Here is a 20344-nt window from a genome sequence, read left to right as displayed (position 1 = left end):
GCAGCAAATGCATTCCCCATAGCACTGTTAGTCAGCGTGGCAGCAGATTGATTTTTATTAGATACCTTATTGTTAGCCGATCTGCTACTATCAAGTTTCGGCGTAGCTGTATCATCTAAACGCATTGATAAAGCAATACGTTTTCGGACAATATCAACTTCTATTACTTTCACTTTAACAATATCGCCTGCTTTTACTATGCTTCGCGGATCATCAACAAATCGATCTGATAATGCTGAAATATGAACTAGACCATCTTGATGCACACCGATATCCACAAAAGCGCCAAAATTAGTTACATTAGTTACCGCTCCTTCCATAATCATGCCAATTTTTAAATCTTCCATTGTTTCAATATTATCGGCAAATTGTGCGGTTTTAAATTCTGGCCGAGGATCGCGCCCTGGTTTATCTAATTCTTTAATAATATCCGTTACTGTCGGTACACCAAAATGGTCATCCACATAATCGATAGCTTTTAGTGATTTAAGATAATTCGAATCACCTAAAATGTCTTTTAAGGCTTTATGATTTTTTTCTAAAATCCTTTCAACAACAGGATAGGCTTCCGGATGAACGGCTGATGCATCAAGCGGATTTGCACCTTCCATAATTCTTAAAAAGCCAGCACATTGTTCAAAAGCTTTGGGACCTAATCGTGGCACTTTTAATAATTGTTTTCTATCGGCAAACTTACCGTTTTCGTTTCGCCAATTGACAATATTTTGAGCAATAACTTTATTAAGACCGGCAATACGTGCAAGTAGCATCATTGAAGCGGTATTTAAATTAACGCCTACCGCATTAACCCCATCTTCAACCACAGCATCAAGTTTTTTCGCAAGTTGAGTTTGGCTTACGTCATGTTGATATTGACCAACACCTATCGATTTTGGATCAATTTTAACTAATTCAGCTAATGGATCTTGTAAGCGTCGAGCAATTGAAACTGCTCCCCGAATTGATACATCTAAATCAGGAAACTCTTGTGCCGCAAGTTCTGAAGCCGAATAAACAGATGCACCAGCTTCACTTACAACTACTTTTTGACCTTTGACTTCTGGATATTTTTTCTGAACATCAAGATAAAAACGTTCAGTCTCTCGTGAAGCAGTACCATTACCGATTGCGACAAGTTCAACTTGATATTTTATACATAACGCAGCAACAACCATTGCCGCTTTATCCGCCTGACCTGTATGTGGATAGATAGTTTCGGTAGCAACTAGTTTTCCGGTGGCATCAACAACGGCAATTTTAACACCAGTACGTAAACCTGGATCCATACCCATAGTGACTTTCATGCCCGCCGGTGCCGCCATTAACATATCATGGAGATTAGCCGCAAAAACGTTAATGGCTTCTTCTTCGGCTCGTTCTCGCAGCGTAGTCATAAGTTCAGTTTCCATGTGCATTAAGATTTTAATGCGCCATGTCCAATTGATCACTGCTTTTCGCCATTTGTCAGCAGGTTGATCATTAAATCTAATGCCTAAATGTTCGGTAATGATCTGCTCACAATAGCTCTCTTTAGGTGCTTCTTCATATTGAGGATCTGCATTTAAAGAAAGTTGTAAAAATCCTTCATTTCGACCACGAAACATGGCTAAGGCCCGATGTGAAGGCACTTTTGAAATAAGTTCACTTTGAGCAAAATAATCTCTAAATTTAGCGCCCTCTTCTTCTTTACCGGCAATAACTTGAGAAACAAGGTGGGCATTATTCCAAAGATAATGACGAACCTTAGCTAGTAAAGTTGCATCTTCAGCAAAACGCTCCATTAAAATATAACGCGCACCATCTAATGCAGATTTAGTATCAGTAATACCTTTATCAGTATTAATATATTTTTCTGCTTCTGCTTCTGGATTGAGATCTGGGCGTTGCCATAAATCATCAGCAAGTGGTTCAAGACCTGCTTCAATTGCAATTTGCCCACGAGTACGACGTTTTGGCTTATAAGGGAGGTAGAGATCTTCTAATTCGGTCTTACTAAGGGTATTGGTAATTTTTTGGCTTAATTCAGAGGTTAATTTACCTTGTTCCTCAATTGATTTTAAAATCGTTAGTTTACGATCTTCAAGTTCTCGCAAATAACTTAAACGACTATCTAAAGTACGTAACTGGGTATCATCTAATCCTCCCGTTACCTCTTTACGATACCGAGCAATAAATGGCACGGTGCTTCCATCGTCTAATAATTGAATGGCTGCTAAAACTTGTTCTGGTTTTACGGTTAATTCACCCGCTATAATATGGCTTATTTGATTATTTATCATGGTATCTCTGTATATCTTGTCGATTAACGGAATTTATATTCATCATGCAAAAAGCTAATTATATAACAAGAGAAGGCTACTTGGCACTCGATCGTGAACTGAAATATTTATGGAAAGAAGAAAGACCAAGAGTAACCCAAGCGGTATCTGATGCGGCCGCACTTGGCGATCGTAGTGAGAATGCCGAATATATCTATGGAAAAAGACGACTAAGAGAAATTGATAGACGAGTACGATTCTTGACTAAACGCTTAGAGATCTTAAAAATTGTCGATCCTGATCCGCGTCAAGAAGGTAAGGTTTTTTTTGGCGCATGGGTCAAATTAGAAGATGAATTTGGAGAATTGCACATTTATCGTATTGTTGGCGCTGATGAATTTGATCCGAAAAAAAATTGGATATCAATTAATAGTCCTGTTGCTAGAGCGTTAATAGGTCATAAAATTGATGATGAAATATCAGTTGTAACACCTAATGGTAAAACGTATTACGTTATTGTTGATATCAGTTATAAACAATTAGATGATTAAGTAAATTAAAATAATTTACCGTATTTATTCTGCTACTATGAGAAATTGGTTATATAATTTTATTTAATAATAAATTTAAATTTTTAAACATAATGATCAAAGTTAACCAACTATTTATCTATCCGATTAAATCAATGCAAGGTATTGCATTAACAGTAGCCAATAGTATTGATGGTGGTTTTGAACATGACCGCGTTTTGATGTTAAGTGAACCTGATGGCACTTTTATTACGGCTAGACAATATCCAGAACTGTTGAAACTAAAAACCACATTACACAACAATCAGATAGCGGTTTCGCTGCCAACTAACGAATCAATAATTATTGATTTTGATGAGTTTTCATTAAGCAATGAAGCCACAGAGGTCTGGGGAAATCACTTCACTTCCCATATTGCACCAATAAAAGTTAATCAATTTTTTAGTAATATTCTCGAAAAAGATGTACAAATACGCTGGATAGGTAAACATCTAACCAGAAAAACTAAACGCTATCCTGATGTACCGGTAAGCTTTGCTGATGGTTATCCTTATTTATTATTAAATCAAGCTTCATTCAATTATCTGGAACAACAGTGCTCAGAAAAATTAGATATTCGCCAATTTCGTGGCAATATTATTATTGATGGAGCTATTCCGTTTGCTGAAGATGGCTGGAAAACGATTAAAATAGGCGAAGTAATTTTTGATATTGTTAAACCTTGTACTCGTTGTGTATTAACCACATTCAATATCAATTCAGCCAAAGCATTACCTAATAATGAACCATTGAGAACTTTAAGTTACTTTAGAGCGGATCGAGAAGGTAAAATCGATTTCGGCATGAATATGATTGCTCGCAATCATGGCACTGTATCTATTGGTGATAAAATTGAGATAATTGAGCGGCAACCAGCTAAAAATTACATAAAAAACTTCCCTAAACAAGCAACAAAAGACTCTCAACCGTGTACAATTACATTCGAAGATAAAAAAATTGTTGGTAATAATCAGCAAACAATTTTAGAACAACTCGAACAACATCATATTTCACTACCTAATTCTTGTCGAGCCGGAGTTTGTGGCCGCTGCTCAGTATTATTAAAAAAAGGCAATGTAGAATCATTAACTCAATCAGCGGTAAAACAAAATAAACGTATTCTTGCTTGTAGTTGTATACCAAAAGGTGATATCACTATAGAACTAGCAAAATGAGAAATTTATTAAAATTAAAATATAGATAAAAGGTTATTATGGATGTTTAGAAAGTTATTTTTTTATTTATATTTCTGTGTTCGCACTCTACAACTGTACTTTCTTTGAATCATTATAAAATGCGATTTAAGCTTTTTTCAATAATATTAAATTGATACGAAGACTACACCATGTTACAAATGAATAAATGAGTAGAGGTAGCTACTCATTTAAAATAAAATTATGTTAATTAAGAAATAGCTTTTAATTCTAATTGTTCATGCTCAGAACCTATTGAATTTTCTGTTTCTACTAGTGTGTTAACTAAAGCTAATCTGTCATTCATCACTTTGATTGCTTCTGAAAAGTAAAAGGTTTTGTTCATCGCTATAAACGTTGGTTGAGCAATAATACAAAGTGAGGCGTTCTCACCCGCTTCAACCACCAATAAACATATTTGTTGGCCAGTTTCTTGCATATTTACAGTAACAATATCTGCTACTTTAGGCTGGTAAAGCATTGGCTGTTGAGAAAAATACCAGCTTTTAGGCATTTGTGGCTTTAAAAAGTTTGCGGCAACAATTGCATTAATGGATAATTCAATTTTTTGTGAGTCAGTTAACGCCAATGATTGACAGCTATCATAAAACTGGTAGTAAGCCGTTGCATCATCAACTGAAAAAGAAAACTCATTAAATACATCTGGGATTAATATTTTGCTAGCATAATTACAACGAAATAGCATTTCTGATGAAATTTCGAGCATTAAACTGTCATATTCATTATCAAAATACCAACGCCAGCTATCTGTTGGTCGAAAAGCCATTTTCATTGATATTTCATCCTTTCAAATTGAACTAAATTTGAACAAAATATACCATAATTTATATAAAAAATAAATAAAAATTTAAAATAAAAAAATTTTAATTATTTAATTTTTAAAAATTTTATTGCAATTTATCAAAGATCCAAATGATCTAAGTTAGATCCAAATATAGATCTTAATGATCCTTTCGGATCAAATTTAATTTGAATAGAAATAGTAAGTTCATATAATTGTAATTAACAAATTTTTAGCATAAAAAAAGGTGCTATTTAGCACCTTTTAATAATCGATTGATAAAATTAACTTGCAACATTAATACGTTTCATATCAGTCATATAGCTACGAAGTTTACGTCCAATAACTTCGATTGGATGATGACGAATAGCCTCATTAACATCACGTAATTGCGCATTATCAACACTGCCTTCAGGAATTGCTTTTCCTAAATCACCTGCTTGTAACATTGGCATAAATTTCTCTTTTAATAATGGTACAGCAGCATTAGCAAATAAATAGTTACCATATTCAGCGGTGTCTGAAATAACCACGTTCATTTCATACAGACGTTTACGGGCAATGGTATTTGCAATAAGTGGTAACTCATGTAATGATTCATAATAAGCTGATTCAGGTAAAATGCCAGATTCAAGCATTGTTTCAAAGGCAAGTTCAACACCAGCTTTAACCATAGCAACCATTACAACACCTTGATCGAAATAAGCTTGTTCATCAATCTTACCTTGATATTCTGCCGCTTTTTCAAATGCAGTTTCACCAGTTTCTTTACGCCATTTCAATAAATTAACATCATCATTAGCCCAATCTCTCATCATAGTAGATGAAAACTCACCAGAAATGATGTCATCCATATGTTTACGATAAAGATCAGTCATGATCACTTTTAATTCTTTAGCTAATGCATTAGCACGTAATTTAGCTGGATTTGATAAACGATCCATCATTAAGGTAATACCACCTTGTTTTAATGCTTCAGTGATCGTTTCCCAACCAAATTGCAATAATTTACACGCATATGCAGGATCTACGCCATCAGCAACCAATTTATCGAAGCAAAGTAATGATCCAGTTTGTAACATTCCACATAAAATAGTTTGTTCACCCATTAGATCTGATTTAACTTCAGCAACAAAAGAGGATTGTAAAACACCTGCACGATGACCACCTGTTGCAGCCGCCCATGCTTTAGCAATTGCTAGACCTTCGCCTTTCGGATCATTTTCTGGATGCACAGCAATCAAGGTTGGAACGCCAAATCCACGTTTATATTCTTCACGAACTTCTGTTCCTGGGCATTTTGGCGCAACCATAACAACAGTAATATCTGGTCGGATTTTTTCACCAACTTCAACAATATTAAAACCATGTGAATAACCTAATGCCGCATCTTTTTTCATTAATGGTTGTACAGCTTGTACTACAGCAGAATGTTGTTTATCAGGAGTAAGGTTGATAACCAAATCAGCTGTTGGAATTAATTCTTCATAAGTTCCTACTTTAAAACCATTTTCAGTAGCTTTTTTCCATGATGCTCTTTTTTCATCAATGGCTTCTTTACGTAATGCATAAGCGATATCTAAACCAGAATCACGCATATTTAGTCCTTGGTTAAGACCTTGTGCACCACAACCTACGATGACAATTTTTTTGCCTTTTAAAAAATTAGCTTCTGATGCAAATTCATCACGCGCCATAAAACGACATTGACCTAATTGTTCTAATTTTTCGCGTAAATTTAGTGTATTAAAATAATTTGACATTATTCTCTCCATGAGTTGAATTTCTGATATTTAAGTTGTATGCACTATACCGTAAAAGCATAATTGCGGAAATTGATATATTTAGAATATTATGTTGCATAAATTGCAATATACTTGCTAAGTTAACTACTTTCTTTTACTCTAAGCCACCCCAAATCACTTAACCATTTATTTAATATGGATACTCGTTACAAGCAGGCTAATAAAGAAGCAAAACTTTCATTGCTACTGACTATCATTTACTTCGCTGCATGGGTAATCACTGCATATACTGTCAAAAATCAAACCGGATTTTTGGGTTTTCCATTATGGTTTGAACTATCTTGCATATTTGTACCATTGGGTTTTATCTTGTTGTGTTTTGCTATAGTAAAAAAACAATTTAAAAATATTCCACTAGAATAGGCCATTAAACCGTGCAATTAGATATTATTCTTCCTCTTGTTATTTATCTTATATTTGTATTTGCATTATCAATTTATGCATATGCAAAACGAAAAAAAGTGAACCAATTTACTGATTATTTTATTGGTAATCGGACTATGGGCGGTTTTTTACTGGCGATGACTTTAGCTGCGACTTATATTAGTGCCAGTTCATTTATTGGCGGGCCGGGTGCCGCTTATAAATATGGCCTTGGTTGGGTGCTTTTATCCATGATCCAAGTTCCTACTGTACTACTTTCACTTGGTATTTTAGGAAAAAAATTCGCTATTTTAGCGCGTAAATATAATGCTATTACGCTAAGTGATATGCTCTATTCTCACTATAAAAGTAAAATGATTGTATGGTTTGCAAGTATTGCTCTAATTACTGCTTTTATCGGTGCGATGACAGTACAATTTGTCGGTGGAGCCCGATTATTACAATCATCTGTAGGTATTCCCTATGATATAGGATTACTTATTTTTGGTATCGGTACAGTAATTTATACTGCCTTTGGCGGGTTTAGAGCCAGCATATTAAATGATGCATTTCAAGGATTAGTAATGATAATTGGCGCTATTTTGCTATTAGTTGCCATTATTTATGCAGGTGGTGGCATTACAAATATTATGGATCGTTTAAATCAGATCGATCCTGCTTTATTAACACCTCAAGGCCCTGACAATTTTATGGACTTCCCTTTTATGGCTTCGTTCTGGGTTCTAGTCTGCTTTGGGGTTGTTGGTTTACCACATACTGCTGTTCGTTGCATGGCTTATAAAGATAGTAAAGCGGTTCATCAAGGCATTATTATTGGTACTACAGTTGTAACAATCATCATGTTAACTATGCATTTATCTGGTGCCCTTGGAAGAGCAATAATAAGTGATTTAACGATTCCAGACCAAATTGTGCCAACACTAATTATAAAGGTTTTACCACCTTTAGCCGCAGGAATTTTTTTGGCAGCACCATTATCAGCAATTATGTCCACCATTAATGCACAATTATTACAAGTTTCATCAGTAATTATTAAAGACCTATTCTTAACGATGAGACCAAATACTAAATTTAGTGATAAAATGCTTACTCGCATATCAATTATCATCACCTTTATTTTTGGTGGTTTATTAATTGTCGCTGCATGGAACCCACCAGAAATGATTATATGGCTAAATTTGTTAGCTTTTGGTGGACTTGAAGCGGTATTTTTATGGCCTCTAGTACTCGGACTATATTGGAAAAAAGCTAATTCAACAGGGGCATTGTGCTCGATGATTTCTGGTGCTATAAGCTACACACTACTTGCTGTTTATAACATTAAAATTTATGCTTTCCATCCAATAGTACCTTCATTACTTATTGGATTAGTTATATTTATTATTGCCAATCATTTGGGCCAAATAGGAAAAAATTATGCCTTGGATTCAACTCAGAATTAACACTACTAGTGATTTAGCTGAAAGTATTAGCGAACAATTAGAAGAATCAGGTGCTGTGTCAGTCACTTTTCAAGATACTTTTGATAACCCAGTTTTTGAACCTTTACCTGGCGAAACAAAACTTTGGGGAAATACCGATGTTGTCGGATTATATGATGCTGAAACAGATATTGATGAGTTAAAAGCAATCTTAAATCTTGAGCAATACTCTTATAAAATCGAACAATTGGAAGATAAAGACTGGGAACGAGAATGGATGGATAATTTCCATCCAATGCAATTTGGTAAACGATTATGGATCTGCCCTAGCTGGCGTGAAATACCAGATCCCAATGCGGTTAATGTAATGTTAGATCCTGGTTTAGCCTTTGGTACAGGGACTCACCCTACGACAGCTTTATGCTTAACTTGGCTAGATAGTCTCGATCTTACTAACAAAATTGTGATCGATTACGGATGTGGTTCAGGTATTTTAGCCATTGCTGCGTTAAAATTAGGGGCAGCAAGAGTTATAGGCATTGATATTGATCCTCAAGCGATCCAAGCAAGTCGAGACAATGCTGAGCGCAACAAAGTAAGTAGAAAGATTGAGCTTTATTTAGCAAAAGATATTCCTGATAATTTACAAGCGGATGTGGTAGTAGCTAACATATTGGCTGGACCATTGAAAGAACTTAAACCACAGATTAGTAAATTAGTAAAACCATCAGGAGAACTTGGACTATCTGGTATCTTAGCTAATCAATCACAAAGCGTATGTGATGCATATCAAACTGAGTTTGTACTTGATCAGGTTATTGAACAAGATGAATGGTGCCGTATAACTGGTAAAAAATTATAAAAAATTAACATTACCCCTTTTAACTTCGAGAAAAAATGCGTAATATAGCCGGCCTTAATTCGCTTAGTATCGGAAAGGTCAACTTAAAAAACAATCTGATTGCAGCCCCCATGGCAGGAATAAGTGACAAACCGTTTCGGAACTTATGTCACAAATTTGGTGCAGGGATGACTGTCTCTGAAATGTTTTTAGCAAATTCTGACGTTTGGCATACTGACAAGTCAGCATTAAGAATGATTTCAAGTGATGATGTCGGTATACGTGCAGTTCAAATCGTTGGCTCAGACCCGGATGAAATGGCAAGAGCTGCTGAATTTAACGTCAAGCATGGCGCTCAGTTAATTGACATTAATATGGGATGTCCAGCTAAAAAAGTGAATAAAAAATTAGCTGGATCTGCTTTAATGCAGTATCCAGAACTGATAAAAACTATTTTGCAGAAAGTTGTTGGTGCTGTTGATGTACCAGTAACATTAAAAACTCGGACTGGATGGGATAAAAATAATAGAAATTGCATTGAAATCGCACAAATTGCGCAAGATTGTGGCATAAAGGCCATTACTATTCATGGGCGAAGTCGTGCATGCTTATTCAATGGAAAGGCCGAATATGAATCCATTAAAGCAGTTAAAGAAAAGGTAACTATTCCGGTAATTGCAAATGGTGATATTTGTACCCCAGAACAAGCAAAAGATGTTTTTAAATATACGCAAGCTGATGGTATAATGATCGGCCGAGCGGCACAAGGGCGACCTTGGATATTTGAAGAAATTGCATTCTATTTAGCACACGGACAGTTAAAGAAAAATAAGTCAATTGATGAAGTTGAGCAAATAGTGTTAACACACCTTGAAGAACTTTATCAATTCTATGGAGAATACAAAGGATTACGGATTGCCAGAAAGCATGTAAATTGGTATACCAAGAACTATGCTGACAGTGATCAATTCAGGCGCTTATTTAGTGTACTTAGCAATACAAGTGAGCAAGTAAAAACACTAAAAGCATTTTTTAGTCAAATTAGAAACAAATAAAAGAGTTAAATATACTATGTCAGAACAACGCGTTACAGCTGCAGCACTTAAATTTACAACTGTAAACTCACAAGACCAAATAACACAAAAACCTTTGCGAGATTCGGTAAAACAGGCTTTAAAAAACTATTTATCACAATTAAATGGTGAAGATCCTACTGATCTATACGAATTAGTGTTAGCTGAAGTTGAACACCCATTCCTTGATATGGTTATGCAATATACTCGTGGCAATCAAACTCGAGCAGCAAATATGCTTGGTATCAATCGTGGTACTTTACGCAAAAAATTAAAACAATATGGAATGAGTTAGTCGATACTTAAACATATATTGTTAGATAATTTAAAAGCGCCTAATCAATAAGGCGCTTTTTGTTTGTTAATTTTTTTCCTATGCTATATTTCTCTTTGTTGATAAGAAATAAAAATTAAATTTACCTTTTGATGAAAATCAGTTCATTTCATTTTCATACTTTAAGTGTAAATAAGAAAAATTCTGATTATATTCAAGTATAAAATCAATAAATAGATTGATAATGAACTTTAGTTAAAAGTTTGTTAAAATAGCACGATTTTTAAATTATTTAATCTGGAGAATTTTATGGCAGGTCATAGTAAATGGGCCAATACCAAACATCGCAAAGCAGCTCAAGATGCTAAACGCGGTAAAATCTTTACCAAAATTATTCGCGAACTTGTAACCGCAGCAAAACTTGGTGGTGGCGATCCAGCGTCTAACCCTCGTCTACGTGCTGCTATGGACAAAGCATTATCTAACAACATGACTCGAGATACCATGAACAGAGCAATTGCTCGTGGTGTCGGTGGTGAAGATGATACAAATATGGAAACTATCATCTATGAAGGTTATGGACCTGCAGGTACTGCAGTAATGGTTGAATGCTTAAGTGACAACCGAAACCGAACTGTATCTGAAGTTCGTCACGCTTTTACTAAAACTGGTGGTAACTTAGGTACTGATGGTTCAGTGTCTTATTTATTTACTAAAAAAGGTGTGATCTCTTATCCTGCTGGAACTGATGAAGATCAAGTAATGGATGCTGCGCTTGAAGCTGGTGCGGATGATGTGGTTACTTATGATGATGGTGCAATTGATGTATTTACTACACCAGAATCATTCGGTGAAGTTAAAGATGCACTTGATGCAGCCGGTTTAGTAGCTGAATCAGCTGAAGTTTCAATGATTCCAGCAACCAAAGTTGATCTTGATATTGAGTCTGCACCAAAACTACTACGTCTTATCGACATGCTTGAAGATTGTGATGATGTTCAAGAGGTTTATCATAACGGAGAAGTGTCAGACGAAGTTGCTGCAACACTCTAATGACTATCATTCTGGGTATTGACCCAGGCTCTCGTTTGACGGGTTATGGCGTAATTCGTCAGACGGGACGACAACTTACCTATCTTGGCAGTGGCTGTATTCGCACTGCTGTCGATGATTTACCCACACGATTAAAACGTGTCTATGCAGGTGTAAGTGAAATTATTCTTCAATTTCAACCAGACATGTTTGCTATAGAACAAGTCTTTATGGCACGTAATGCCGATTCTGCTTTAAAATTAGGCCAAGCACGAGGATCTGCAATTGTTGCTGCAGTCAATCATGATTTACCTGTTTTTGAATATGCTGCTCGCTTGGTTAAGCAAAGTGTGGTTGGCACTGGGGCTGCCGACAAAAAACAAGTTCAACATATGGTTAAACTACTATTGAAATTACCAGCAAGTCCTCAGGCGGATGCGGCAGATGCACTAGCCATAGCAATTACCCATGCCCATATGAGTCAACAATTAATCAAATCACATAGATAACCTGAAACTATTATTTATTAATGTCCTGCTTTTATAGCCTAAAAACCCCTTTCCTCAACTTTTATTTCAACCGAATAAAAACATTAAATTAAAATATCAAATAAACAATCAATTAAAAGTTAGATAAAAAAAAGCACCAATATTATTGGTGCTTTAAGTTCATATTAATTATTCATTAACTATTTCTCTGTTTTACCAGTATAGTTAGCTGGCAACACCACTTTATTCTTATGTTTAGTGAATAATTTCGTTATAAATAAGAAGAATAACGGAACATAGAATATCGCTAAGAACGTTGCCGTTAACATACCACCAATAACCCCTGTACCTACCGCCCTCTGACTTACAGAACCGGCACCGCTACTGGTAGCTAGTGGATAAACACCGAGGATAAAGGCAAATGAAGTCATTAAAATTGGGCGTAAACGTAAGCGACAAGCTTCTAATGTTGCATCAATTAATGACTTACCTTCTTTTTCTAACGCATCTTTAGCAAATTCTACGATCAAAATAGCATTCTTAGCTGATAGACCCATCGTTGTTAATAGACCAACGATAAAGTAGATATCATTATCAAGGCCTCTAAACATAGTTGCATATACGGTACCAATAATACCTAATGGGATAACGAACAAGATAGAAATAGGTACAGTCCAACTTTCATATAATGCAGCTAATGATAAGAACACTACAATAAGTGAGATAAGATAAAGTGTTGTCGTTTGTGAACCTGTTTGACGTTCTTGGTAAGAAATATCTGTCCAATCATACGAGAAACCTTTTGGTAAGTTTTTAGATAATTTTTCCATTATTGCCATAGCTTGTCCAGAACTCATACCTGGTGCAGCTGATCCACTGATACCCATGGCTGCAACTCCATCATAACGAACTAAAGATGGCGAGCCATAACTCTTAGTTGTAGTGGCAAATGCATCATAAGGAACCATTTCACCTTTTTGATTTTTAACATGCCAAAAGCTGAAATCATCAGGTAACATTCGATAAGCCGAATCAGATTGTAAATAGACTTTTTTAACCCGATTGTTATAAACAAAATCATCAATATAAGCAGAACCCAATGCTGTTGAAAGTACGGTATTTACGCTACTTACTGCAACACCAAGTGCTTGAGCAGTTTCAAAATCAACATTAATCTTATATTGTGGAACATCTAGCATACTACCTGGACGAACTTGTTGTAGATTAGGATTCTGTGCAGCTTGACCCAATAATTGGAAAAATGCCCCCATCAGTGCCTCATGGCCAAGTCCAGCGGTATCTTTTAACATGTAAGAAAAACCATTTGCCATACCAAGTGATGGTACAGCCGGTACATTAGTAATAATGACACGACCTTCAGTAATAGTAGAAGCAAATCCCCAACCACTACCAACTAATGCATCCACTTTTTGATCCGGGCGTTTCCGTTCATCCCAATCTTTTAAGCGAATAAAACCTAGTCCCATGTTTTGTCCACGACCAACCATACTAAAACCAGCAACGGTAAAGATTTCCTTAACTGAATCGGCTTTTTCATTCATATAAAATTGAGAGGTTTTGTTCAATACACCCATGGTTTGTTCTAGTGTCGCACCAGGTGGTAACTCAACCATTACAATCAACACCCCCTGATCTTCATTTGGTAAGAAACCAGTTGGTAAACGGTTAAAGCCAAACACTAAGCCAACAACTATCAAGACATAGCAAACAAATGAAATTAGCGGATAACGAATAAATTTAATCACACCTTTTTCATAGGCATGTAAACTCTTGTTATATAAATTATTAAACTTATTAAAAAACCATTTAGTTCCGATTGAAAGCCAGCTAAACGGAGGTATGCTTTCTAATTTTTCGCCTAGCGTAGTTATCTTAACTTTATTTTTCGATGGCGCTTTTAAAATTTGCGCACAAAGAGCTGGTGTTAATACAATTGCCATCAATACTGATAAAGCCATCGATGTTACAATTGTGATTGAAAATTGACGATAAATCCCTCCTGCTGCACCACCATAAAATGCCATTGGTACAAATACCGCTGATAGTACCACGGCGATACCCACTAGTGCCGAAGTAATTTGTTCCATCGATTTGACAGTAGCATCATAAGGCGAAAGCCCTTCGTCATGCATAATACGTTCAACGTTCTCAATTACCACGATGGCATCATCGACCAGAAGACCGATGGCAAGCACCATAGCAAACATGGATAACGTATTAATAGTAAATCCACATATATATAAAACTGCAAACGTACCTAACAACACAACTGGTACGGTGATAGTTGGAATAAGTGTAGAACGCAGATTTTGTAAAAAGACATACATAACGATAACAACCAATATGATTGCTTCAATTAATGTATGAACTACGTTATTAATCGATAACTTAACGAACGGAGTTGTATCATAAGGATAGGCAAATTTGATATCCTCAGGAAAAATCTGTGATAACTCTTGAATTTTTTGGTCAACTTTTGCTGATGTATCGAGTTGGTTTGCACCTGTCGCCAAATAAATACCTAAACCAGCTGATGGTTTACCGTCATAACGTGAAAGAAAGTTATAATCAGCCGCACCAATTTCAACTTTGGCGACATCTTTTAATAAGATGTTTGAACCATCTGTGTTAACTCGAACTAAAATATTTTGAAATTGCTCAGGTGTTTTTAACCGTGATTGAGCTGTAATGGTTGCATTAAGCTCTTGTCCTTCCGTTGCAGGTAAAGCACCAAGTTGCCCTGCTGTAACCTGCGCATTTTGCGCCTGAATGGCAGCAATAATTTCTTCAATAGATAGATTAAAATAATTAAGTTTATTTGGATCTAACCAAATACGCATTGCATATTCAGAACCAAATAACTGAGTATCACCTACCCCTTGTACACGGCGTATCTGATCTTGTACCGTTGAATAAATAAAGTCAGCAATATCTGCTTGTGTTTTTTGAGGATTGGTAGAATAGAAACCAATAACTTTTAGGAAGTTGGTATTATTTTTAGCAACCGACACCCCATTTTTTTGCACACTTTCTGGCAGACGTGATTTTATACTCTCTACTTTATTCAAAACTTGAACTTGCGCAAAATCAGGGCTAGTACCCGGTGCAAAAGTTAAAGTTGTTTGTACAACCCCCTGGGCACTACTGGTTGATTTCATATAGATCAAATTATCCAAGCCAGTCAAGTTTTGCTCAATCAATTGGGTAACTGTATTCTCAATAGTTTGAGCATCAGCCCCTGGATAAACAGCAGAAACCGTAACAGCTGGTGGTGCGATATCAGGATACTGTTCAACAGCGAGTAGCTTAATACATAAAGCACCGCCCAGCATCATCATGATAGCAATTACCCATGCAAAAACAGGTCTATCAATAAAAAACTTAGCCATAATTAACTCTACCCCTGTTTTATTTCACGCTGCTTTTGATGATATTGTCTAATTGCTCTTGAGAAAGCGTAGCTGGTTTATCTACCGCTTGAGCCTTCATTGGTTGCCCCCTTTCTACTGCGGTTAAATTAAGTAAACCTGTAGTAATCACTTGTTCACCAACATCAATACCACTGGTAACAACCCAATAACCACTTATACCTGTATAAATTTTAATGTCTTGACGATATTCAACAGTATTATCTGGTTTTAAAATCTTAGCAGTATACTGACCTTTTTGGTTACTAGTAATGCCTTGTTGCGGAACCAACACCGCATTTTTAATTGTACCTAATGTCAATTGTGGTTTTACAAACATCCCCGGTAAGATTTTTCCTTCAGCATTAGAAAATTGCGATCGTAGGGTAACAGTTCCTGTCGTTTCATTAACCGTCATATCTGAAAATTTAATATTTCCTGGTAAAGCGTATTTTGAACCATCATTAAAAAATAACTCAACATTGTCACCTTGAGCTGGCTCATAAATAATATTTTCATCTTGAAGATATTTATTATAACGAGTTGCAGCTTCAGTCATATCAACATAGATAGGATCAAGTTGTTGTACCAAAGCTAATGGAGCAGGTTGTCCTGCTGATACTAATGCCCCTTCTGTCACACTTGATTTACCAATATAACCATCAATTGGCGAGTATACTTTAGTGTAGTCTAAATTAACTTTGGCAGCGTGCTCTGCTGCCTGAGCAACTAAAACACTTGCCTCAGCTTGTTTGGCATCAGCAGCAGCTTTATCATATTCTTGTTGACTGATTGATTTGGTATTCAAAAGTCCTGCGTAACGTTTTAAGGTTAGTTGAGCTATATTAGCGTTAGCTTTAGCGCTAGCTACACTGGCCACTGCACTATCATAATTCGCTTGATAAATGGCAGGGTCAATTTGATAAAGTGATTGACCAGCTTTAACATTTGAACTTTCTTCAAATTCTCGATTTAGTACAATCCCACTAACCTGAGGTCGGATTTCAGCGATCTGGGAAGCAACAACCCGCCCAGGTAAGTTTATTTTTAGGGTATAGTTTAAAGGTTCAACTTTAAAAACAGTTACCTTTGGTAATTGGCCAGCACCATCTTGTGATTGATTATTATCACAACTGGCTAATAATAATAGACTAGTTAATGCCACTGGCAGAGTAAGTAATAGCTTATTCAATCTCATATAAAAAAGACCTCGGTAACTTAATAATTATTTTTTAAATAAAAACAATGAATATTATTCAAAAGTGATCGGAGATTTTACAAAAAATATGCATAGATTGTAAGAGTCTTAACGCCTTAATAGCACAGAGTTCTAAAAATTAACTGACTTATTAGATTTAAAAGCGAATTTATAAAAAAATTCTATTGATAATTATGATTATTTGTAGAAATAAAGTAATATATACAAATAGTTTTCGCACTGTAATAAGTAAGTAAGTATGGATTTAACTTAAATGTAAAAAGTAAAAAAATTTCATTGTGGTATTTTTTAATCCTTTTTTTTCAATTATATTATTGAATAATTTGAATCTATATTTAATTTAATTCTGAGTGGGTATTATGGATAATTTACGTACTGTTCTAATTGTGGTTGCATCCTTGGTCATTATTGCATTATTAATTCATGGGCTTTGGATCAATAAAAAAGAACGTTCTTCTTTATTTAAGTTAGGCAAAAAAGATAAATTCACAACACATACTCAGCAATATGAAGACATCTATAATGATGAAGATGATGTGATTTTACTAACGCCAAAAAGCAAAACAAAACAGGATGATACTAATGTCCATGTTAATGAAGAATTAGTAAAAGAAGAACAACTGCCTCGTCAAGTCGACCTGTTTTCAGATGATGACGACCAACAACCGAAAATCGATATTAAGGTTTCTAATGAATCGACTAGCGATTTTCAATCGAATAACTTTACTGCTCAACCAGTTAAAGAAAATACTGAAGATGAAAAACCAACTAAAGTCGGTGAGGATATCATAACTGATCATTCTCAATCGGAAGAAAAACTTGAAAAACAAGAAAAACTTACGATAGACGATAGTGAAGAAACTAAAACTGAAATTATTGTATTGAATGTTACTGGCTTAAATGGCAAGGAACTACAAGGTGATATGCTATTAGCTAGCATCATGCAATCAGGATTCCAATTTGGTGATATGCGTATTTTTCATCGCCATGTTGACCCTGCCGGTAATGGACCAATATTATTTAGTTTGGCCAATATGATCAGTCCAGGACATCTAGATCCTGAAACTATGCACGAATTTACAACACCTGGCGTATCGATTTTTATGGTTGCGCCAACTCATGGAAACAATCAACAAAATTTCAAATTAATGCTACAAACTGCGCAACGTATAGCCGATGATGTTAATGGTGTAGTTTTAGATGATGAACATCACATGATGACACCACAAAAAATCGATAGTTATAAAGAACGCATAAAGAAAGCTTGTAATGAAATTTAAGCTAGCAGTTTAAAATTCCTCATTTTTGCTACTATTCCGCTAAAAAATTAGCGGAATAGTCTGGCTTATATTAGTTAATTGACAATTTTTATTAAAATCTATTGTTCTAAAATACCTATAAATACTATTTTATTAATAAATTTAAAAACCTTCATGTTAATTTAAGAGTTTAAAATCATGCCACAATCAAATATAACTGAACATTCAGTATCGCAATCTGGATCTCACCAAAATGTAATAAAACAGATCTCGACTTTACGTAACCTTATAAGACATCATGAATACTGTTATTATGTGCTGGATACACCTGAAATACCAGATGTGGAATATGATAAATTAATCAAACAGCTACAAAATCTAGAGCTCACTCATCCCGAACTCATTACCCCTGACTCACCAACTCAACGTGTTGGGGGAGCCCCATTATCACAATTTTCTTCGATCAAACATCAACTGCCTATGTTATCTCTGGATAATGTTTTTGATGAATCAAGTTTTATCGCTTTTAATAAAAGAATAAAAGATCGTTTAGAGTTAGATGAAGATCAAGCCGTTGAATACTGTTGCGAGCTAAAACTTGATGGATTAGCTGTAAGTCTGATATATGAAAATGGCCAATTTATTCAAGCTGCTACACGAGGTGATGGCACAACTGGCGAAGATATTACCGCCAATGTACGAACCATAAAAACTATTCCTCTCGTATTGCAAGGTGAAAATATACCACCTCGTTTAGAAGTTCGTGGTGAAGTGTTTATGACACATAAAGGCTTTACTAAATTAAATGCAGAGGCGGAAAAACGCAACGAAAAAATATTTGCGAATCCAAGGAATGCTGCGGCAGGTTCATTAAGACAGTTAGATCCAAAAATCACAGCCAAAAGACCGCTTACTTTTTTCTGCTATGGCGTTGGTATTTATGAAGGAGCTGACTTACCGAATACTCATTATGCAAGACTAATGCAATTTAAAGCTTGGGGTCTACCAGTAAGTGACAAAGTTCAAATTCGCCATGGTGCCGAAGAAGCACTAGATTATTTTAAGCAAATTGGTGAGCAAAGAATGTCATTAGATTTTGATATTGATGGTGTTGTAATTAAAGTAAATAGCATTGCTGAACAAGAACAACTTGGTTTCGTTGCTCGTGCACCTCGTTGGGCTACCGCATTCAAATTTCCAGCACAAGAAGAAGTAACAAAGCTAAATAAAGTCGACTTTCAAGTTGGGCGTACTGGCGCGATAACGCCTGTGGCAAGATTAGAGCCAGTTTCAGTTGCAGGTGTAATTGTAAGCAATGCCACACTGCATAACAGTGATGAAATTATCCGTTTAGGTATTCGTGAGGGTGATTATGTTACCGTTCGTCGAGCAGGCGATGTAATACCTCAAATTGTTGCAGTAATTAAAGATCGAAGACCTGCTGATACTAAAGAAATTATTTTTCCAACTCACTGCCCGATTTGTGGTTCAATCATTGTCCGTGATGAAGGAGAAGCGATATCTCGTTGCGCCGGAGGATTAATTTGTCAGGCACAACGTAAAGAGGCCTTAAAACATTTTGTTTCTCGCCGAGCAATGAATGTCGAAGGTTTTGGCGATAAAATAATTGAACAATTGGTTGATAAAGAATATGTCAAAACACCAGCAGATCTTTATAAACTCACAGTACCAATTTTATGTTCATTAGACAAAGTTGGTGAAAAATTAGCTAATAATTTAATGAACGCATTAGATAAATCAAAAAATACGAGTTTAAATCGATTTATTTTTGCACTTGGTATTCCTAATGTTGGTGAAGTAACTGCAGAAAATTTAGTTAATCAATTAGGAAATTTAACAGCAATTGAAAACGCATCTTTGGAACAATTACAATCGGTAAATGATATTGGTGCTGTAATTGCAGAAAGTATTATCGACTTCTTTCAAGAACCTCATAACCGCACGGTAATTGATCAATTAATTAGTGAGGAAATTGGTATACACTGGCCAGATGTAGAAGTAGAACTGTTAACAACAGATTCTCCGTTTTCTAACAAAACCATTGTGTTAACAGGAACTCTATCATTATTAACGCGCGATGAAGCAAAAACCAAATTAAAACAACTTGGTGCTAAAGTAACGGGTAGTGTTTCAAAAAAAACCGACTTAGTAATTGCTGGAGAGTCAGCCGGTTCAAAACTAGCCAAAGCGCAAGAACTTGGAATAAAAGTGATTGATGAACAAGAATTGATAAATTTATTAAATCAATGAATATAAAATAGTGGAATATATTAAGCT

15 protein-coding genes and 1 pseudogene are annotated in these 20344 nt (G+C 35.5%); 11 read left to right on the top strand and 5 right to left on the bottom strand.

Going from position 1 to position 20344, the window contains the following annotated elements; genetic code table 11:
* Window positions 1–110 precede the first annotated feature (110 nt).
* A pseudogene (locus B6C84_RS03340) lies at window positions 111–2279 on the bottom strand (Tex family protein); the annotation flags it as partial.
* A 44-nt stretch (window positions 2280–2323) separates the two neighbouring features.
* Between B6C84_RS03340 and greB the strand changes: the two are divergent.
* Together greB and B6C84_RS03330 are read left to right on the top strand one after the other, a co-directional pair.
* Window positions 2324–2809 carry a transcription elongation factor GreB gene (gene greB, locus B6C84_RS03335; RefSeq protein WP_086321027.1) on the top strand — a complete coding sequence of 162 codons (486 nt, stop codon included), beginning with the start codon at window positions 2324–2326 and terminating at the stop codon, window positions 2807–2809.
* Window positions 2810–2901: 92 nt separating this feature from the next.
* Entirely contained in the window at window positions 2902–4002 is a 1101-nt protein-coding gene (locus tag B6C84_RS03330; RefSeq protein WP_086321026.1) for a YcbX family protein, read from the top strand.
* A gap of 229 nt (window positions 4003–4231) precedes the next feature.
* Here the strand turns inward: B6C84_RS03330 and B6C84_RS03325 are convergent, their stop codons facing one another.
* Window positions 4232–4813: a cell division protein ZapC gene (locus tag B6C84_RS03325; RefSeq protein ID WP_081300010.1), complete on the bottom strand. Its 582-nt coding sequence runs from the start codon at window positions 4811–4813 to the stop codon at window positions 4232–4234.
* Window positions 4814–5106: 293 nt separating this feature from the next.
* Window positions 5107–6585 (bottom strand): ketol-acid reductoisomerase, encoded by a 1479-nt coding sequence (ilvC, locus tag B6C84_RS03320; RefSeq protein ID WP_065650927.1) that lies wholly within the window; start codon window positions 6583–6585, stop codon window positions 5107–5109.
* 177 nt (window positions 6586–6762) lie between these two features.
* Here ilvC and B6C84_RS11800 point away from each other — a divergent pair, with 177 nt between their 5' ends.
* The 7 genes from B6C84_RS11800 (at window position 6763) to ruvC (ending at window position 12161) form a co-directional block, all read left to right on the top strand.
* Window positions 6763–6990 (top strand): YhdT family protein, encoded by a 228-nt coding sequence (locus B6C84_RS11800; protein WP_086321025.1) that lies wholly within the window; start codon window positions 6763–6765, stop codon window positions 6988–6990.
* An 11-nt stretch (window positions 6991–7001) separates the two neighbouring features.
* Window positions 7002–8453 (top strand): sodium/pantothenate symporter, encoded by a 1452-nt coding sequence (gene panF, locus B6C84_RS03310; RefSeq protein ID WP_086321024.1) that lies wholly within the window; start codon window positions 7002–7004, stop codon window positions 8451–8453.
* Complete coding sequence (prmA, locus tag B6C84_RS03305) at window positions 8428–9294, top strand: 50S ribosomal protein L11 methyltransferase (RefSeq protein ID WP_086321023.1); 867 nt, start codon at window positions 8428–8430, stop codon at window positions 9292–9294. Before panF ends, prmA begins: the two co-directional genes overlap by 26 nt.
* 35 nt (window positions 9295–9329) lie before the next feature.
* The gene (gene dusB / locus B6C84_RS03300) at window positions 9330–10328 is read left to right on the top strand and encodes a tRNA dihydrouridine synthase DusB (protein WP_065614114.1); all 999 of its coding nucleotides are present in this window, start codon (window positions 9330–9332) and stop codon (window positions 10326–10328) included.
* A gap of 16 nt (window positions 10329–10344) precedes the next feature.
* Entirely contained in the window at window positions 10345–10641 is a 297-nt protein-coding gene (gene fis / locus B6C84_RS03295; protein ID WP_034883623.1) for a DNA-binding transcriptional regulator Fis, read from the top strand.
* Window positions 10642–10929: 288 nt separating this feature from the next.
* Window positions 10930–11673, top strand: coding sequence for a YebC/PmpR family DNA-binding transcriptional regulator (locus B6C84_RS03290; RefSeq protein WP_034901594.1), 744 nt, complete (start codon window positions 10930–10932; stop codon window positions 11671–11673).
* Window positions 11673–12161, top strand: a complete 489-nt coding sequence (ruvC, locus tag B6C84_RS03285) for a crossover junction endodeoxyribonuclease RuvC (RefSeq protein ID WP_034901596.1) — start codon at window positions 11673–11675, stop codon at window positions 12159–12161. Before B6C84_RS03290 ends, ruvC begins: the two co-directional genes overlap by 1 nt.
* Before the next feature lie 179 nt (window positions 12162–12340).
* Here the strand turns inward: ruvC and B6C84_RS03280 are convergent, their stop codons facing one another.
* Both B6C84_RS03280 and B6C84_RS03275 read right to left on the bottom strand, forming a co-directional pair.
* Window positions 12341–15550 carry an efflux RND transporter permease subunit gene (locus B6C84_RS03280; protein WP_086321022.1) on the bottom strand — a complete coding sequence of 1070 codons (3210 nt, stop codon included), beginning with the start codon at window positions 15548–15550 and terminating at the stop codon, window positions 12341–12343.
* A gap of 19 nt (window positions 15551–15569) precedes the next feature.
* The gene (locus tag B6C84_RS03275; RefSeq protein WP_086321021.1) at window positions 15570–16766 is read right to left on the bottom strand and encodes an efflux RND transporter periplasmic adaptor subunit; all 1197 of its coding nucleotides are present in this window, start codon (window positions 16764–16766) and stop codon (window positions 15570–15572) included.
* A 380-nt stretch (window positions 16767–17146) separates the two neighbouring features.
* Between B6C84_RS03275 and zipA the strand changes: the two genes are divergently transcribed.
* Together zipA and ligA are read left to right on the top strand one after the other, a co-directional pair.
* Complete coding sequence (gene zipA, locus B6C84_RS03270) at window positions 17147–18067, top strand: cell division protein ZipA (protein WP_086321020.1); 921 nt, start codon at window positions 17147–17149, stop codon at window positions 18065–18067.
* A gap of 177 nt (window positions 18068–18244) precedes the next feature.
* Window positions 18245–20317 (top strand): NAD-dependent DNA ligase LigA, encoded by a 2073-nt coding sequence (gene ligA, locus B6C84_RS03265; protein WP_086321019.1) that lies wholly within the window; start codon window positions 18245–18247, stop codon window positions 20315–20317.
* Window positions 20318–20344 lie beyond the last annotated feature (27 nt).

Source organism: Gilliamella apis (assembly GCF_002142155.1).
Lineage (GTDB): Bacteria > Pseudomonadota > Gammaproteobacteria > Enterobacterales > Orbaceae > Gilliamella > Gilliamella apis.
Note: the sequence above shows the minus strand (reverse complement) of the source record. Positions and strands in the feature narration are given on the sequence as shown.

What these genes read in the sequence shown, in the direction of transcription:
- greB (WP_086321027.1), top strand. Translation starts at nt 2,324, where the DNA reads ATGCAAAAAGCTAATTATATAACAAGAGAAGGCTACTTGGCACTCGAT.
- B6C84_RS03330 (WP_086321026.1), top strand. Translation starts at nt 2,902, where the DNA reads ATGATCAAAGTTAACCAACTATTTATCTATCCGATTAAATCAATGCAA.
- B6C84_RS03325 (WP_081300010.1), bottom strand. Translation starts at nt 4,813, where the DNA reads ATGAAAATGGCTTTTCGACCAACAGATAGCTGGCGTTGGTATTTTGAT.
- ilvC (WP_065650927.1), bottom strand. Translation starts at nt 6,585, where the DNA reads ATGTCAAATTATTTTAATACACTAAATTTACGCGAAAAATTAGAACAA.
- B6C84_RS11800 (WP_086321025.1), top strand. Translation starts at nt 6,763, where the DNA reads ATGGATACTCGTTACAAGCAGGCTAATAAAGAAGCAAAACTTTCATTG.
- prmA (WP_086321023.1), top strand. Translation starts at nt 8,428, where the DNA reads ATGCCTTGGATTCAACTCAGAATTAACACTACTAGTGATTTAGCTGAA.
- dusB (WP_065614114.1), top strand. Translation starts at nt 9,330, where the DNA reads ATGCGTAATATAGCCGGCCTTAATTCGCTTAGTATCGGAAAGGTCAAC.
- fis (WP_034883623.1), top strand. Translation starts at nt 10,345, where the DNA reads ATGTCAGAACAACGCGTTACAGCTGCAGCACTTAAATTTACAACTGTA.
- B6C84_RS03290 (WP_034901594.1), top strand. Translation starts at nt 10,930, where the DNA reads ATGGCAGGTCATAGTAAATGGGCCAATACCAAACATCGCAAAGCAGCT.
- ruvC (WP_034901596.1), top strand. Translation starts at nt 11,673, where the DNA reads ATGACTATCATTCTGGGTATTGACCCAGGCTCTCGTTTGACGGGTTAT.
- B6C84_RS03280 (WP_086321022.1), bottom strand. Translation starts at nt 15,550, where the DNA reads ATGGCTAAGTTTTTTATTGATAGACCTGTTTTTGCATGGGTAATTGCT.
- B6C84_RS03275 (WP_086321021.1), bottom strand. Translation starts at nt 16,766, where the DNA reads ATGAGATTGAATAAGCTATTACTTACTCTGCCAGTGGCATTAACTAGT.
- zipA (WP_086321020.1), top strand. Translation starts at nt 17,147, where the DNA reads ATGGATAATTTACGTACTGTTCTAATTGTGGTTGCATCCTTGGTCATT.
- ligA (WP_086321019.1), top strand. Translation starts at nt 18,245, where the DNA reads ATGCCACAATCAAATATAACTGAACATTCAGTATCGCAATCTGGATCT.